This window comes from Pseudomonas sp. PICF141 (assembly GCF_002286815.1).
Lineage (GTDB): Bacteria > Pseudomonadota > Gammaproteobacteria > Pseudomonadales > Pseudomonadaceae > Aquipseudomonas.
In genome coordinates, this window is the sequence record NZ_MUNM01000085.1 from 23,919 (window position 1) to 39,149 (window position 15,231).

12 protein-coding genes are annotated in these 15,231 nt (G+C 59.7%); 3 read left to right on the forward strand and 9 right to left on the reverse strand.

The window, feature by feature from the left end:
• Positions 1-88 precede the first annotated feature (88 nt).
• The 6 genes from BZL43_RS25345 to BZL43_RS25370 all read right to left on the reverse strand — a co-directional run bounded on the left by BZL43_RS25345 (position 89) and on the right by BZL43_RS25370 (position 6,380).
• On the reverse strand, positions 89-1,369 hold the full coding sequence (locus BZL43_RS25345; protein ID WP_095634807.1) for a TRAP transporter large permease: 1,281 nt from the start codon (positions 1,367-1,369) through the stop codon (positions 89-91).
• The gene (locus tag BZL43_RS25350; RefSeq protein ID WP_095634808.1) at positions 1,370-1,897 is read right to left on the reverse strand and encodes a TRAP transporter small permease; all 528 of its coding nucleotides are present in this window, start codon (positions 1,895-1,897) and stop codon (positions 1,370-1,372) included.
• Between the two features lie 76 nt (positions 1,898-1,973).
• Positions 1,974-2,957, reverse strand: coding sequence for a TRAP transporter substrate-binding protein (locus BZL43_RS25355; protein WP_095634809.1), 984 nt, complete (start codon positions 2,955-2,957; stop codon positions 1,974-1,976).
• A 57-nt stretch (positions 2,958-3,014) separates the two neighbouring features.
• Positions 3,015-3,908, reverse strand: a complete 894-nt coding sequence (locus tag BZL43_RS25360) for an SMP-30/gluconolactonase/LRE family protein (RefSeq protein ID WP_095634810.1) — start codon at positions 3,906-3,908, stop codon at positions 3,015-3,017.
• A 42-nt stretch (positions 3,909-3,950) separates the two neighbouring features.
• A complete protein-coding gene (locus BZL43_RS25365; RefSeq protein WP_095634811.1) occupies positions 3,951-4,763 on the reverse strand; it encodes an NAD(P)-dependent oxidoreductase in 813 nt (270 codons plus the stop codon).
• Between the two features lie 321 nt (positions 4,764-5,084).
• Positions 5,085-6,380 carry an OprD family porin gene (locus BZL43_RS25370; protein ID WP_095634812.1) on the reverse strand — a complete coding sequence of 432 codons (1,296 nt, stop codon included), beginning with the start codon at positions 6,378-6,380 and terminating at the stop codon, positions 5,085-5,087.
• 239 nt (positions 6,381-6,619) lie between these two features.
• Between BZL43_RS25370 and BZL43_RS25375 the strand changes: the two genes are divergently transcribed.
• Positions 6,620-7,240, forward strand: a complete 621-nt coding sequence (locus BZL43_RS25375; protein WP_095634813.1) for a TetR/AcrR family transcriptional regulator — start codon at positions 6,620-6,622, stop codon at positions 7,238-7,240.
• A gap of 112 nt (positions 7,241-7,352) precedes the next feature.
• Here BZL43_RS25375 and preA read toward each other — a convergent pair whose 3' ends face one another.
• From preA to hydA, 3 genes are all read right to left on the reverse strand, one after another.
• Positions 7,353-8,627: an NAD-dependent dihydropyrimidine dehydrogenase subunit PreA gene (gene preA / locus BZL43_RS25380; protein WP_095634814.1), complete on the reverse strand. Its 1,275-nt coding sequence runs from the start codon at positions 8,625-8,627 to the stop codon at positions 7,353-7,355.
• Positions 8,628-9,995, reverse strand: a complete 1,368-nt coding sequence (locus tag BZL43_RS25385) for an NAD(P)-dependent oxidoreductase (RefSeq protein ID WP_095634815.1) — start codon at positions 9,993-9,995, stop codon at positions 8,628-8,630.
• 160 nt (positions 9,996-10,155) lie between these two features.
• On the reverse strand, positions 10,156-11,595 hold the full coding sequence (gene hydA, locus BZL43_RS25390; protein WP_095634816.1) for a dihydropyrimidinase: 1,440 nt from the start codon (positions 11,593-11,595) through the stop codon (positions 10,156-10,158).
• Between the two features lie 620 nt (positions 11,596-12,215).
• Here hydA and BZL43_RS25395 point away from each other — a divergent pair.
• Positions 12,216-13,700, forward strand: coding sequence for an NCS1 family nucleobase:cation symporter-1 (locus tag BZL43_RS25395; protein ID WP_095634817.1), 1,485 nt, complete (start codon positions 12,216-12,218; stop codon positions 13,698-13,700).
• Between the two features lie 147 nt (positions 13,701-13,847).
• Positions 13,848-15,131, forward strand: a complete 1,284-nt coding sequence (locus BZL43_RS25405; protein WP_095634818.1) for a Zn-dependent hydrolase — start codon at positions 13,848-13,850, stop codon at positions 15,129-15,131.
• Positions 15,132-15,231 lie beyond the last annotated feature (100 nt).

The window sequence follows — 15,231 nt, forward strand, 5'->3', positions numbered from 1 at the left end:
AGCTCCTACATTGGAATTGCGCACACCCGTGAAATATCGGAGGAACACAAATTCTGTAGGAGCTGCCGAAGGCTGCGATCTTTTGAGGTCACAACACCAAATGCGGCAACCACAGCGAAATGGCGGGAATGTAGGTCACGGCCATCAGTACCAGAAACAGCACGCCGTAGAACGGCAGCAGCGCTTTCACGGTGCTTTCGATGCTGACCTTGCCCACCGCTGAGCCGACAAACAGTACCGCGCCCACCGGCGGCGTGATCAAGCCGATCCCCAGGTTCACCAGCATGATCATGCCGAACTGCACCGGGTCCACGCCAATGCCCAGAATCACCGGCATCAGAATCGGCGTGAGGATCAGGATCAGTGGCGCCATGTCCATCACCGTGCCGAGCAACAGCAGCATCACGTTGATGCACATCAGAATCACGTAACGGTTGTCCGACAGGGTCAGGAACATCGTGGTGATCTTCGCCGGGATCTGCATCAGCGTCATGATATAGCCGAAGCTGGCGGCAAAACCGATCAGGATCATCACGATCGAGATCGTGCGCACCGTGCGGTGCATCAATTTGGGCAGCTCACTCCACTTGTAGTCGCGGTAGATGAACATGGTGACGAAGAATGACCACAGCACCGCGATCGCCGCCGATTCGGTGGCAGTGAAGATGCCCGAGAGAATCCCGCCCAGAATGATGACCATCGCCATCATGCCCCACATCGCTTCGCCGCAGATTTTCAGCGCCTGCTTGAGGGGAATGACTTCGCCCTTGGGGTAGTTGCGCTTTCTGGCGAAAATCAGGCACAGCACCATCAGGCACGCGCTCATCATCAGGCCCGGCACTACGCCGGCCATGAACAGCGAAGCGATCGAAACGGTCCCGCCAGCGGCCAGCGAGTACAGCACTGAGTTATGGCTGGGTGGCGTCAGCAGGGCTTGCACTGAACCGCTGACTGTCACGGCGGTGGAGAAGTCCCGCGGATAGCCGCGACGTTCCATTTCCGGAATCAGCACCGAACCGACCGATGCCGTGTCCGCCACCGAAGAGCCGGAAATCGCCCCGAAGAAGGTCGAGGCCATGATGTTCACCAGCGACAAGCCGCCGCGCACGAACCCCACCAGCACCCCGGCAAATGCCACCAGCCTGCGGGACATGCCGCCCTCGGCCATGATCGCGCCGGCGAGCACGAAGAAAGGAATCGCCAGCAACGAGAATTTGTTCACGCCGCCCGCGACCTGAATCATCAGCGCTTGGAACGGAATGTCGATCCACCATGCACCGATCAGGGCGGAAAGCCCCAGGGCGTAGGCGACCGGCATGCCGATCAGGATCAAAGCGATAAAACTGCCGAGCAGAATCAGAGCGTCCATTTAGGCGGCACCTTCGCTTTCTTCAACCAGGTCGAAACGCACGACCCGACGGTTGCTCTGGTCACCGAGCAAGAGTTTTTCCAGCACAAAAATCAGCGTCAGCACACCGCCCACGGGGATTGGCATGTAGGTGATGCCCACACGTAGGGTGGGCAAGGCGCTCATGAACTGGTTCCAGGTGGACATGCAGAGCTTGGTGCCCCAGATGGCCATGAACAGGCAAATGGTCGCCATCAACAGTTGCGAAATGAGGCTCATGGTTTTGCGCAGTTCGGGGGCCATACGGTCGGTGAGCATGGCCACGGCCATGTGCGCACCGGCGCGATAACTGGCGGCGGCGCCGATGAAAGTGAAGACCATCATCAGCAAGATCGCGGTGGGCTCTGGCCAGCTGGAACCGGTGCCGAGGATGTAACGGGCGAAGACGCCCCAGGGAATGATCAGGGAGATCGCCAGGACCGACAGGCCGGCGACCCAGATGCAGGTCATGTAAATCCTGTCGTTGATGCGCAGTAGCAGATTCTTCATCGGATTTCACCGTAACCGGGCGCCGCTGACGATTCGCTCGTCAACGGTGCCGGGCCTTTCATGAATACAGGGAGGGTTACTGAACCGCTTCGATGCGCTTGATCAGGTCGGCGTAAGGTGCGCCGTATTTTTCCCGCACCGACGCCGTGGCTTCATGGAAAGGTTTTTTGTCGACGGTAATGAACTCGACGCCGGCAGCCTTGAGTTTTTCTTCGCTGCTGGCCGACTTCGCATCCCACAGAATGCGTTCCTGGGCCTGTGCGGCTTTGGCGGCTTTCTTCACCAGCACTTGCTGGTCGGGGCTGAGTTTTTCCCAGGTGATTTTCGACATCACGATTGGCTCGGGCAGGATCAGGTGCCCGGTCAGGCTGTAGAACTTGGCGTTCTGGTAGTGGTTGTGTTCGAGCAGGGTCGGCGGGTTGTTTTCCGCGCCGTCGATGACCCCGGTCTGCAAGGCACTGAAGATCTCGCCGGTGTCCATCGCGATGCCATTGCCGCCCATGGCATTGATGGTGTCGATGAACATCGGGTTGCCTTGCACGCGGATCTTCATGCCTTTGAGGTCGGCGAGGCTGCGTACCGGTTTCTTGGTGTAGATATTGCGCGTGCCGCCGTCCATCCAGGCCAGGGCGACCAGGTTGAATTCGGAGTGGGTGATCTTGTCGAGGATCTCGTCGCCAATCTCACCGTCGATGACTTTGCGCATGTGCGCCTGGTCGCGGAACACGAACGGCATGTTGAACACGTTTACATCCGGCACCACCGGCCCGACGATGCCAAGGCTGACCCGGGCCATCTGAATGGCGCCGACCTGAGCCTGTTCGATGACTTCTTTTTCCGAACCGAGCACACCGCCAGCGAACATCTTGAAAGTCAGCTTGCCGTTGCTGTCGGTGACCAGGGTTTTACCCAGCTGTTCTTCAGCGACCACGGTCGGGTAACCGGCGGGATGAATGTCGGCGAATTTGATTTCCAGCGCCTGGGCGGCGCTGCTGAGGGTGAAGCTGAGTGCTGCAGTAATGGGAAGTGCAGCGGCGAGCAAGGTGCGTTTGAAAGCCATGGGTTGCGTCTCCAGTCTTGTTGTTTTTATTCAAGGCACAGCGATGCAGCAGAGGGTTTACGGCAATACGTTGAACACCGGTTCCGGCAAGCCTTTGGCGTCGGGGGCGAGGGCGAACACGCCGCCGGCCAGCGACTGTTCGTCATGGTCGTCAGCGGGGCGGATCGAGGTCACAAACAGGGTGTCGAGCTGGCTGCCACCGAAGGCGCACATGGTCGGTTTCTTCACCGGCACGGGAAGCGAACGATCCAGTCGGCCATCGGGGGTGAAGCGGTGAATCAGCCCGGCGTCGTTAGCGCAGATCCAATAGCAACCGTCGGCATCCACTGCCGCGCCATCGGGGCGGCCAAGGAAGTGATGCATGTCGACGAACAGCCGACGGTTGGACGGCATGCCGCTGTCGATGTCGTAATCGAAGGCCCAGATCTGCTGCACGTTCGGGTGTGAATCGGAGAGGTACATCGTCTTGCCGTCCGGGCTGAAAGCCAGGCCGTTGGGCACGATGAAACCGCTGAGCCAGGCATCGAACGGCCCGGCCTGTCCAGCGCTGTAGCGATAAAGCCTGCCGTCGGCGGCGTTGGCGCCCATGTCCAGCACCATGCTGCCGGCCCAGAAACGACCCTGACGATCACAACGGCCATCGTTCAGGCGCATGCCGGGGCGGGCATGATCGACGGGGGCCAATAGTTCGCTGTCGAGGCTGCCATCGTTGTGCGGTTGCAGGTGAAAGAACCCGCTTTCCATGCCGGCGACCCAGCCACCCGCGCTGTGACGAGCGACACAGGCAAGCATTTGCGGGGCTTTCCAGGCATGAACATGCCCGCTGTCGGCGCTCCAGCGCTGGAGCCCGCCAGCTGGAATATCGACCCAGTACAGGGCGTTTTCCTCGGGGACCCACACCGGGCTTTCACCGACCGCATTGCGGGCATCGACAATCAATTCGGCTTGCATGGCAACGCATTCCCTTGGTTTGTTAGGGGGATTGGCGAGGGCTCAGTCGCCGAACGGCCCGGCCGCGACAAAGGCGCCACCCTGATAAACCCGGGCCGGATCATCCTCGGCAGGCATGGGTTGGGCTTCGATTTTTTCGCGGAAGACTTCGGACGTGTCCTGTGGCGCAAAAACCAGGTGTGCGGCGAAACGGTTGTCCCACCAGATGGTCTTGTTGTCGGACATGCCGTACACCACGGTGTGGCCGACATTGGGGGTGTACAACGCGCGTTCGAGCAGTCGGGTCATGTCGTCGAAGCTCAGCCAGGTGCTCATCATTCGACGGTTCTGTGGTTCCGGGAACGAAGAGCCGATGCGGATGCTGACGGTTTCGATGCCATAGCGATCGAAGTAGAAACTGGCCATGTCTTCGCCATAGGACTTGGACAAACCGTAATAGCCATCCGGGCGGCGAGGGGAGTGGGCGTCGAGGGTTTCGTCCTGCTTGTAAAAGCCGATGACGTGGTTGGAACTGGCGAAAATCACCCGCTTCACGCCGTGACGGCGGGCCGCTTCGTAGATATGGAACACGCCGCAGATGTTGGCGCCGAGAATCTCCTCGAACGGACGTTCTACCGACACGCCGCCGAAGTGCAGGATGGCGTCCACGCCTTCCACCAGTTGATGCACCGCTTGCTTGTCGGCAAGGTCGCAGGGCACGACTTCTTCGCGATCATCCATGGCTGGCGCCATGTCGGCGATATCCGACAGGCGGAGGACGTTGGCGTAAGGTCGCAGGCGCTCGCGCAGGACTTTACCGAGGCCACCGGCGGCACCGGTCAGGAGCAGGCGATTGAAGGGGGATGTGATCGTCATGTAATTACCTGAACAGAAAATTTATAGTTATTGGTTGTTGTAGGTTGTCGTATGACTTGGTGGAATATTGTTGGGCTTTCCGGCGCTTGTCAACGCGACTTTGGTTGAAATTGACGGAGGGTCATGTTCATCCAGTGAGTGCATTTCGCGACACTCTTTTGTAGCAGCTGGCGAAGCCTGCGTTCGGCTGCGCAGCAGCCGTAAAATCAGGCACTGCGGTCCGTCAGACACACCGATGCATTCAGGGTTTGCGACTGCTTCGCAGCCGAACGCAGCCTCGCGAGCTCGACAGCTGCTACAGCTGAACGCAGGCTTCGCGCCTTACAACAACGAAATCGGGTAACTGATAAAGATGCGGTTCTCATCGAATTCATTGGTACTGAAATCGCGGCGGATGGTCGCGTTGCGCCATTTGACGTTGAGGTTCTTCAGCGCGCCGCTTTGCACGGTGTAGGCCAGTTCCGATTCACGGCCCCATTCCTTGCCATCGCTGATCGCCCCGGTGTGCACGTTATCGCCGCTGATGTAGCGGTTCATCAGCGTCAGGCCGGGAATGCCGAGGGCGACGAAGTTGTAGTCATGGCGCACCTGCCAGGAGCGTTCCCTGGCGTTGTCATAGCTGGCGTTGTAGCTGTCGTTGGCCAACGTGCCGCCGCTGGTGCCGTTGACGCGCATCCAGGCGCTGTCGCCGCTGAGTTTTTGCAGGCCGACATAAAAGGTATTGCCGCCGTATTTGGCCGAGAGCAAGGCAAACGCGGTTTTGTTGTCGAGGTCACCGGCCAGGGCGTTGCCGTCTTCCTTGCCGATGAAGTAACCGAGGTTGGCACCCAGGGTCCAGTCACCCAAAGGCTGGCTATGGCTCAGGTTGAAATACTGCTGCTGATAGATATCACTGAGTTCCGCGTACCAGACACCGACCTGAGTGCGCTTTTCATTGAACGCATATTCGCCGCCGCCAAAGTTGAAGCGGTCGGAGGTGAACGCGCCTCTGCCGTTCATCGACATATCTTCCATGCTCGCGTCATTGCGCGGGCTGTTGCCGCGGAACTGGCCGCCGTAGAGCGTCAGGCCGCTGAGTTCGGTGGAGGTGACCTGGCCGCCGCGAAAGGTTTGCGGCAGCGAGCGACCATCATCGGAGCGCAGGATCGGCAGCACCGGCATCCATTCCCCGACCTTCAATTCGGTTTTCGACACCTTGGCTTTCAGCGCCACGCCCAGACGGCCGAAATTGTCCGCGGGGCGGCCGTCATCATGAATCGGCAACAACTGCGTACCGCCCGTACCCTTACCGCCGTCGAGCTTCTGCGAGTACAGACCGAGCACATCCACGCCGAAACCGACGGGGCCGGGGGTGAATCCGGATCTGGCGTCGAGGATGAAGTTTTGCGTCCACTCTTCAGCCTTGCCCTGGGCATTGTTCGGGTTGGTGAAGTTGCGATTGATGTAAGCGTTACGCAGGTTCAGCGTGGCCTTGGCGTCATCGACGAAACCTTCGGCCTGGCTAGTCATGGGCAGGACGAAGGCCAGGCTGCTGCAACCGATCAGGCTGAGCGTATGGCGACGGACGAAGGTGGGGCGAGGGGTGCTGGCGAAGGAATTGCGGGCGAGTCTGCTCACGATAACGCTCCGTTGTTTTTTTGTTGTTTTTATTTTTTGTTATACGTCGTCGTACAACATTGGCGGCGATTATTTGCGAGGCGTTGAGGGAATGTCAATCACAAGTTATACGATGACTTGTCCCTTCAGCATTGACTGTCACCAAGCCGCAAGACGACCGTAGGAAGTTTCGTTTTCCCCTGTCGCCCCGATCCAGAGCGGATGCTAGTCTTGAGCAACGCTGTTGTCAGGGAGCCCTCATGGGCAATCACAAGATCGAGATTCGTCGCAGTAACGTCGAAAAAATTCTGCTGGGGGCCGAAAAAGTCTTTGCCGAAAAAGGTTTCGGCAGCACGGCCATGGCCGACATTGCTGCCGAAGTGCAATTGCCGCGCTCCAACCTGCATTACTACTTCAGCACCAAGAGCGAGCTGTACAGCGCGGTCTTGCTGGGTTTGCTGGAAGTGTGGAAGCAGGATGCCTTGTGCTTCGAGATGTTCGATGACCCGCGAGTGGTGCTCAGCAGTTACATCCGCGCCAAGATGAACCATTCCCGCAGCCGACCGTACGGCTCGAAAGTCTGGGCCAACGAAATCATCCACGGTGCGCCGACGCTGGGTGAGAAACTGGACGCCAGCCTGTACGACTGGGCCAAGATGAAAGAAGCGAAAATTCGCCAGTGGGTGGAGGACAAACGCATCCTGCCGGTGGAGCCTTCCTGCCTGCTGTACATGATCTGGGCCTCGACCCAGCATTACGCCGACTTTGATCACCAAGTGAATATTCTTAATGATCACCAGCCGCTGTCGGACTTGCAGTTCGAGCGGGCGGTGCAGACGGTGACCAGCGTGATCTTGCGGGGGATCGGGTTGGAGCCGTAACCAGATCGTTCCCACGCTCTGCGTGGGAATGCCTCAATGGACGCTCTGCGTCCGCTCTTGGGACGCGGAGCGTCCCGGGCTGCATTCCCACGCGGAGCATGGGAACGATCGGTTAGACGGTGGTGTGGTACGGATTCCTCGGATCATGGTTCCAGTCCAGAAACGGCTTGCCGTTCTCCATCGGCACCATCTCGATGCAATCTTGCACCGGGCACGTGATCTGGCACAGATTGCAGCCCACGCACTCATCATCGATCACTTCATATTTATGCGTCCCGTCCGCCTGCTTGAGGCTCGCAATTGCCTGGTGCGAGGTGTCTTCGCAAGCGATGTGGCAGCGTCCGCAGCCGATACACGCCTGCTGATCAATCTTCGCAATCACCTGATAGTTGATGTCCAGGTACTTCCAGTCCGTGGTATTGCCCACCGCTCGCCCGGAAAATTCCGACACGCTGGCGTAGCCCTGACTGTCCATCCAGCGGGACAAACCGTCTTTCATCTCCTCGACAATCCGGAAACCATGCAGCATCGCCGCTGTGCACACCTGCACCGAACCGCTGCCCAATGCGATGAATTCCGCCGCATCGCGCCAGCTGCCGATGCCACCGATACCCGAGATCGGCAGGCCCTGGGTCTGTGGGTCGCGGGCGATTTCGGCGACCATGTTCAAGGCAATCGGCTTGACCGCCGAGCCGCAATAGCCGCCATGGGTGCTTTGGCTGCCCACGACAGGGTTGGCGACCATGCGTTCCAGATTGACGCTGGTGATCGAGTTGATGGTGTTGATCAGCGACACCGCATCGGCCCCGCCCCGGTAAGCGGCACGGGCGGCGACACGGATGTCGGTGATGTTCGGCGTGAGTTTGACGATCACCGGCAATGAGCAATACGTCTTGCACCAGCGGGTGACCTGTTCGACATACTCCGGCACCTGGCCGACCGCCGCGCCCATGCCCCGTTCCGGCATGCCGTGGGGGCAGCCGAAATTCAGTTCGATGCCATCGGCTCCGGTGGCTTGCACCAGCGGCAGGATGTTTTTCCACGAGTCTTCGACGCAGGGCACCATCAGCGACACGATCAACGCGCGATCCGGCCAGTCCTTTTTGACCTGGGTGATTTCCCGCAGGTTGATCTCCAGCGAACGGTCGGTGATCAGTTCAATGTTGTTGAAACCAAGCACCTCCCGATTGGCCCCGAAGTGCGCCGAGTAGCGTGACGATACGTTGACCGCCGCCGGGTCTTCACCCAGGGTTTTCCAGACCACACCGCCCCAGCCGGCTTCGAACGCGCGAACCACGTTGTAGGCTTTATCGGTCGGTGGCGCAGAGGCCAGCCAGAACGGATTGGGGGCTTTGATGCCGGCGAAGACAATCGAAAGATCGGCCATTTACGCAGCCTCCACGTTGAGCATGAGTTGAGCGTTGATCGCCTCGGCGGCCAACTTGCCGTGCTGCACGGCCTGCACGGTGAGGTCCTGATCGAGGCTGGTGCAATCGCCGCCGGCATACACGCCGGGAATGCTGGTGCGCAGCTGTTCGTCGACAAGGATGCGGTCGCCCTGACGCTTGAGTTCACGGGCTAGCGGATCGGCGAGGGCGCTGTTGTCGAAGGTTTGGCCGATGGCTTTGAAGATCGCGTCGGCGGCCAGTTCGAAGGTTTCGCCGGTGGTTTGCAGTCGACCTTCCACCAATCGGGTGCGGGCAAAGCGCATGCCACGCACCTGGCCGTTCTCATCGAGCAGGACTTCGTCGGGTTGTGCCCACGTCAGCAGCCGCACCTGATTTGCCTTGGCGATGTCCTGTTCGTGACCGGTGGCGCCCATGTCCTCGACGCCGCGACGGTACACCAGATTCACGTCGCGTGCGCCGAGGCGAGCCATTTGCACGGCCATGTCGATGGCGGTGTTGCCGGCACCGAGGACAATGCAGTGCTCGGCCAGCGGCAGTTGCGTCAGGTCATCGGCCTGGCGCAATTCGCGAATGTACTCGGTGGCGGCGAGCAGGCCGGGGGCCTCCTCATGGGCCAGTCCCAATTGTTTGCTGGCGGCCAGGCCGAGGCCGAGGAACACCGCGTCGAATTGCTGATGCAGTTCGCTAAGGGTCAGGTTGTCGCCGAGTTTCTGGCCGTGGCGGATTTCGATCCCGCCAATCCCCATCAGGAATTCGAGCTCCTTCTGCGCGTAATCGTCCACCAGTTTGTACTTGGCGATCCCGTATTCGTTGAGGCCGCCAGCCTTTTCCCGGGCCTCGAAAATCACCACGTCATGGCCGTGCATGGCGCTGCGGTGCGCACACGACAAACCGGCCGGGCCGGCACCGACCACGGCGATGCGCTTGCCGGTCGAGGCGGCACGCTGGAACGGGTGTTCGCTGAAATGGGCATTGTCCACGGCATAGCGTTGCAGCAGGCCGATCAGCACCGGTGCGCATTCCTGGGCGTTGTTGCGCACGCAGGCCTGCTGGCAAAGAATCTCCGTCGGGCAGACCCGGGCGCAACTGCCGCCGAGGATGTTCGCCGAGAGGATTTTTTGCGCCGCGCCCTGCACGTTTTCCTGATGGATATTGCGGATGAACGACGGAATATCGATGTCGCTCGGGCAGGCATTCACGCAGGGCGCGTCGTAGCAATACAGACAGCGCGAGGCTTCCAGATGGGCCTGACGGTCGTTGAGCGGCGGCGCCAGATCGGTGAAATGGCCGGCGAGGGCGGCCGCGTCCTCATGGGGATGCGGGAGGTGGTTCAAAGTCTTGATCACGGTGGTGGCCTCACGGTTATTTGAGGTTCTGCCTCTGATGGGCTGATCGTTCCCACGCTCTGCGTGGGAATGCCTCAAGGGACGCTCCGCGTTCCAATGGGATGCAGAGCGTCCCGGGCTGCATTACCACGCAAAGCGTGGGAACGATCGTGGGTACGGCTCAGCGTTTCACTGCCGTCGGCTTATTCATCTCAGCCCGCTTGCTCAGCAAATCGAACACCGCCGGATACGCCGGCCGTTCGACGTACCGACCGGCACCACGCTCGGCGCGCAAATCGCCATCGGCCCACACCACGCGACCCTGGCTGACGGTGTGGCTCGGCACGCCGCGTACGGTCTTGCCTTCGAAGATGTTGAAGTCGACTTGCTGGTGATGGGTCTTGGCTGAAATCGTCCGCGTACCTTGCGGATCCCACAGCACCAGGTCGGCGTCGGCACCCACACGAATCGCACCCTTGCGCGGGTAGAGGTTGAAGATTTTCGCGGTGTTGGTAGAGGTGAGGGCAACAAAATGCTGCATCGACAAACGCCCGGTGTTGACCCCTTCATCCCAGAGCACCGCCATGCGGTCTTCGATCCCGGCGGTGCCGTTCGGGATTTTGCTGAAGTCGTCACGGCCGGCGGCTTTTTGCTCGGCGCAGAAGCAGCAATGGTCGGTGGCGGTGGTGTGCAGGTTGCCCGCTTGCAGGCCGTGCCAAAGCGCCTCTTGATGGCCGCGAGGACGGAAGGGCGGGCTCATCACGTAACCGGCGGCGGTCTGCCAATCCGGGTGTTGATAAACGCTGTCGTCCAGCAGCAGATGCCCGGCCAGTACTTCGCCATAAACCGGTTGGCCCTTGGCGCGAGCGTAGGTGATTTCGTCGAGGGCTTCCTTGGTCGAGACGTGCACCAGATACAACGGCGTACCGAGGGTTTCGGCGATGCGGATCGCCCGGCTCGCGGCTTCACCTTCCACCTGCGAAGGGCGCGACAGGGGATGCGCTTCCGGCCCGGTCAGGCCCTGGGCCATCAACTTGCGTTGCAGGTGATAGACCAGCTCGCCGTTTTCCGCGTGCACGGTCGGTACCGCACCCAATTCCAGGCACCGCTCGAAACTCGCCACCAACGTATCGTCGGCGGCCATGATCGCGTTCTTGTAGGCCATGAAATGCTTGAAGCTGTTGACCCCGTGATGGCTGACCAGCTCGGCCATTTCTTCGCGGACCTGCTCGCTCCACCAAGTGATGGCGACATGGAAACCGTAGTCGGATGCCGACTTCTCGGCCCAGCCGCGCCATTGATGAAAGGCTTCCATCAACGATTGCTGCGGGTTGGGAATCACGAAGTCGATGATCGAGGTGGTACCGCCCGCAAGCCCCGCCGCGGTGCCGCTAAAAAAGTCTTCGCTGGCCACCGTGCCCATGAATGGCAGCTGCATATGCGTGTGCGGGTCGATGCCGCCGGGCATCAGGTATTGGCCGCTGCCGTCGAGTACTTCGGCATCGGCGGGAACATCGAGGTTTTCACCGATGGCTTTGATCATACCGTCGGCGCAATAGACGTCGGCGCGATAACTTTCATCATGGGTAATAACGGTGGCGCCACGGATCAACAGAGACATTCCGAGTTCCTCGCAGGCATTGACCGACTGATGCCGGTTCTAAATGTTTTATATGAAGCAGACGCCAATCGGTGTATTCCTGTCAGCGCTGTCAAGAATAAACGCTAGCTGCAGTTTGTCGATTGAGCAAGAATATTTTTTATAAGCTTATAGCTTGCTTAACCAATTGAAAATTAACGATTTAAACTGGAAATCACCAAAATGGTGAGGCCTCTCACCATTTTGACGCACTTGACAGGTTCGAAATATGGTCAAGATTTTCTATGTGAAATCAGCTGCTTGAGGATGGTCTATGGTTGATGCGCAATCTTTCAAAAAAGATCGACGCACCAGATTGAGTCCTGACTGTTCGGACAACTTGCCTGACATTCGGCCTGAGTGACTTGGCAACTTGCGCGGATTCAATGGTTAGATAAATAAAGCTGATTAACATCAGTTGGTTAGCGAAAATTTATGGCTCGACCCGATGCGTAAGCGGGGCACCCGGCACGTTTATTGATGCCGCCGCTGACACCTTGGCCGGTCCATGAACGTTGTCAGTTTCTCCGGCCATCGTCGGCTGGCGCACGTTGTGCCAGCCCCTGATGAGCAAAAATAATCAAAAGAACAGTGGAGCGGCCATGCAACAGATCAGATCGCAAGTGACCGAGCGCGACGGCTTGTTTGAGCTTGAAGCCGGCAGCGACGTGCTCGACAGTCCCCGTTACAACCACGACATGGCACCGACCAAGGTGCACGAGCGAACCTGGAACAAATGGCACATCACCGCGCTGTGGGTCGGCATGGCGATCTGCGTGCCGACCTACACCCTCGGCGGCGTGCTCACCGCTTATTTCGGCCTGAGCGTCGGTGAAGCGCTGCTGGCGATACTGTTTGCCAACATCATCGTGCTGATCCCGCTGACCCTGAACGCCTTTCCCGGCACCAAGTACGGGATTCCGTTTCCGGTGTTGCTGCGCTCCTCCTTCGGCATCCTCGGTTCCAACATTCCGTGTCTGATTCGTGCCCTGGTGGCGTGCGGCTGGTTCGGCATTCAAACGATGTTCGGCGGGCTGGCGATTCACCTGTTTCTCGGGTCAGTGTTCGATGACTGGAAAGCCCTCGGCGGCACCGGTGAAGTGATCGGCTTCATGCTGTTCTGGGCCTTGAACCTGTGGGTGGTGATTCGCGGCGCGGACTCGATCAAATGGTTGGAAACCCTTTCGGCACCGTTGTTGGTATTGGTGGGCGTGGGGTTGCTGGTATGGGCGATGCCGAACGTATCGATGAGTGAATTGATGGCGATCCCGGCCAAGCGTCCGGAAGGGGCCAGTGTGGTGAGTTACTTTGCCGCCGGGCTGACCGCCATGGTCGGGTTCTGGGCGACTTTGTCGCTGAACATTCCGGACTTCAGCCGCTACGCGAAAAGCCAGAAGGATCAGATCGTCGGGCAGATTATCGGCTTGCCCCTGACCATGTTCCTGTTCGCCTCCCTTGGTGTGGTGATGACGGCCGCGTCGGTAAAACTGGTGGGCGTCACCGTCTCTGATCCGGTCACCCTGATCGGCCATATCCAGAGCCCGGTCTGGGTCGCACTGGCCATGGCGCTGATCATCATCGCCACGTTGTCGACCAACACCGCGGCTAACATTGTTTCGCCGACCAACGATTTCCAGAACGTTGCGCCCAAGGTCATCAACCGCACCAAAGCGGTGATGCTCACGGGGCTGGTCGGGTTGGCGCTAATGGCTCATGAATTGTTGAAAAAACTGGGGTTGATCGTCTCGGATTTGAGCCTGGAGACGGTGTATTCCAACTGGTTGCTGGGCTATTCGAGCCTGCTGGGCCCGATCGCCGGGATCATGGTGGTGGACTATTTCCTGATCAAGAAACAGCAACTGGATTTGGCCGGCCTCTACCGTGATGACGTTTACCCGGCGTGGAACTGGTTCGGTTTTATCGCGTTCGGCGTGCCAGTGGCGTTGACCCTGCTATCGCTGGGCAGCGATGCGTTCAGCTGGTTCTACAGCTACGGCTGGTTCACCGGCTCGGTCCTGGGTGGGCTGATCTATTACGGGTTGAGTGTGATGCGACCGAGTCCGACTGCTGTGAAATCGGCGGTGTGAGTTTGATCGTTCCCACGCTCTGCGTGGGAATGCAGCCCGGGACGCTCCGCGTCCCAGAAGCGGACGCAGAGCGTCCATGGATGAATTCCCACGCAGAGCGTGGGAACTATCAGAAGAAACTTATAACAACTGCCTGAGGAGATCACCATGAACGCGGCCATAGACGTTCTGCAATCCACCCATCAGCACATCAACCGCGACCGTCTGTGGCAGTCGCTCATGGACCTGGCCAAACTCGGTGCCACGGTCAAGGGCGGCGTCTGCCGGCTGGCCCTGACCGATCTCGACCGCCAGGCCCGGGACATCTTCGTGAACTGGTGCGAGGAGGCCGGCTGCACCGTCAGCATCGACGCCGTCGGCAATATCTTCGCCCGCCGTCCGGGCCGCAATCCGAACCTGCCACCGGTAATGACCGGCAGCCACATCGACACCCAACCCACGGGCGGCAAGTTCGATGGCTGCTTTGGCGTACTGGCCGGGGTCGAAGTCTTGCGTACCCTCAATGACTTGGGTGTGGAAACCGAAGCACCGCTGGAAGTGGTGGTCTGGACCAACGAAGAAGGCTCGCGCTTCGCTCCCTGCATGATGGGCTCCGGCGTGTTCGCGGAAAAATTCACCCTCGAAGAAACCCTGGCCAAGGTCGATGCCCAGGGCGTGACCGTCGGCGAAGCCCTGAACGCCATTGGCTATGCCGGGCCGCGCAAGGTCAGCGGCCATACCGTCGGCGCGTATTTCGAAGCTCACATCGAGCAAGGCCCGATTCTTGAAGACGAGCACAAAACCATTGGCGTAGTGATGGGCGCGCTGGGGCAAAAATGGTTCGACCTGAAACTGCGCGGCGTCGAAGCCCACGCCGGTCCGACGCCAATGCACCTGCGCAAGGACGCTCTGGTCGGCGCCGCGATAATCGTCGGCGCGGTCAATCGCGCCGCCCTCGGCCACCAACCCCACGCCTGCGGCACCGTCGGCTGCCTGCAAGCCTACCCCGGCTCACGCAACGTGATTCCCGGTGAAGTGCGCATGACCCTGGATTTCCGTCATCTGGAGCCGGCTCGACTCGATTCAATGATCGCCGAGGTTCGCGAAGTCATCGAAACCACCTGCGAGGAACACGGCCTGACCTTCGAACTGACCCCCACCGCCGACTTCCCGCCGCTGTACTTCGACAAGGGCTGCGTCGAAGCGGTGCGCGGCGCCGCTCAAGGGTTGGGTTTGTCGCACATGGACATCGTCAGCGGAGCCGGGCACGACGCAATCTTTCTCGCCGAACTCGGCCCGGCCGGGATGATCTTCGTGCCTTGCGAGGGCGGCATCAGCCACAACGAAATCGAAAACGCCACCCCCGATGATTTGGCCGCCGGGTGTGCGGTGTTGTTGCGGGCGATGCTGGCGGCTTCGCAGGCGATTGCCAGCGGCAAGCAAGCGGCTTGAGTCATCGGTTGGCGGGATGCTCAACGGCGGGGTTGCTCTGCTTTTAACATCAGCATGCCCCCCCACCTGGCGGTTGCGAAAAACCAACCCCTCCAATGCC

Bases quoted from the DNA above. Each gene is read 5' to 3' on its own strand.
- preA (WP_095634814.1), bottom strand. From the start codon at position 8,627: ATGGCCGATCTTTCGATTGTCTTCGCCGGCATCAAAGCCCCCAATCCG.
- BZL43_RS25395 (WP_095634817.1), top strand. From the start codon at position 12,216: ATGCAACAGATCAGATCGCAAGTGACCGAGCGCGACGGCTTGTTTGAG.
- hydA (WP_095634816.1), bottom strand. From the start codon at position 11,595: ATGTCTCTGTTGATCCGTGGCGCCACCGTTATTACCCATGATGAAAGT.
- BZL43_RS25375 (WP_095634813.1), top strand. From the start codon at position 6,620: ATGGGCAATCACAAGATCGAGATTCGTCGCAGTAACGTCGAAAAAATT.
- BZL43_RS25345 (WP_095634807.1), bottom strand. From the start codon at position 1,369: ATGGACGCTCTGATTCTGCTCGGCAGTTTTATCGCTTTGATCCTGATC.
- BZL43_RS25360 (WP_095634810.1), bottom strand. From the start codon at position 3,908: ATGCAAGCCGAATTGATTGTCGATGCCCGCAATGCGGTCGGTGAAAGC.
- BZL43_RS25355 (WP_095634809.1), bottom strand. From the start codon at position 2,957: ATGGCTTTCAAACGCACCTTGCTCGCCGCTGCACTTCCCATTACTGCA.
- BZL43_RS25350 (WP_095634808.1), bottom strand. From the start codon at position 1,897: ATGAAGAATCTGCTACTGCGCATCAACGACAGGATTTACATGACCTGC.
- BZL43_RS25405 (WP_095634818.1), top strand. From the start codon at position 13,848: ATGAACGCGGCCATAGACGTTCTGCAATCCACCCATCAGCACATCAAC.
- BZL43_RS25365 (WP_095634811.1), bottom strand. From the start codon at position 4,763: ATGACGATCACATCCCCCTTCAATCGCCTGCTCCTGACCGGTGCCGCC.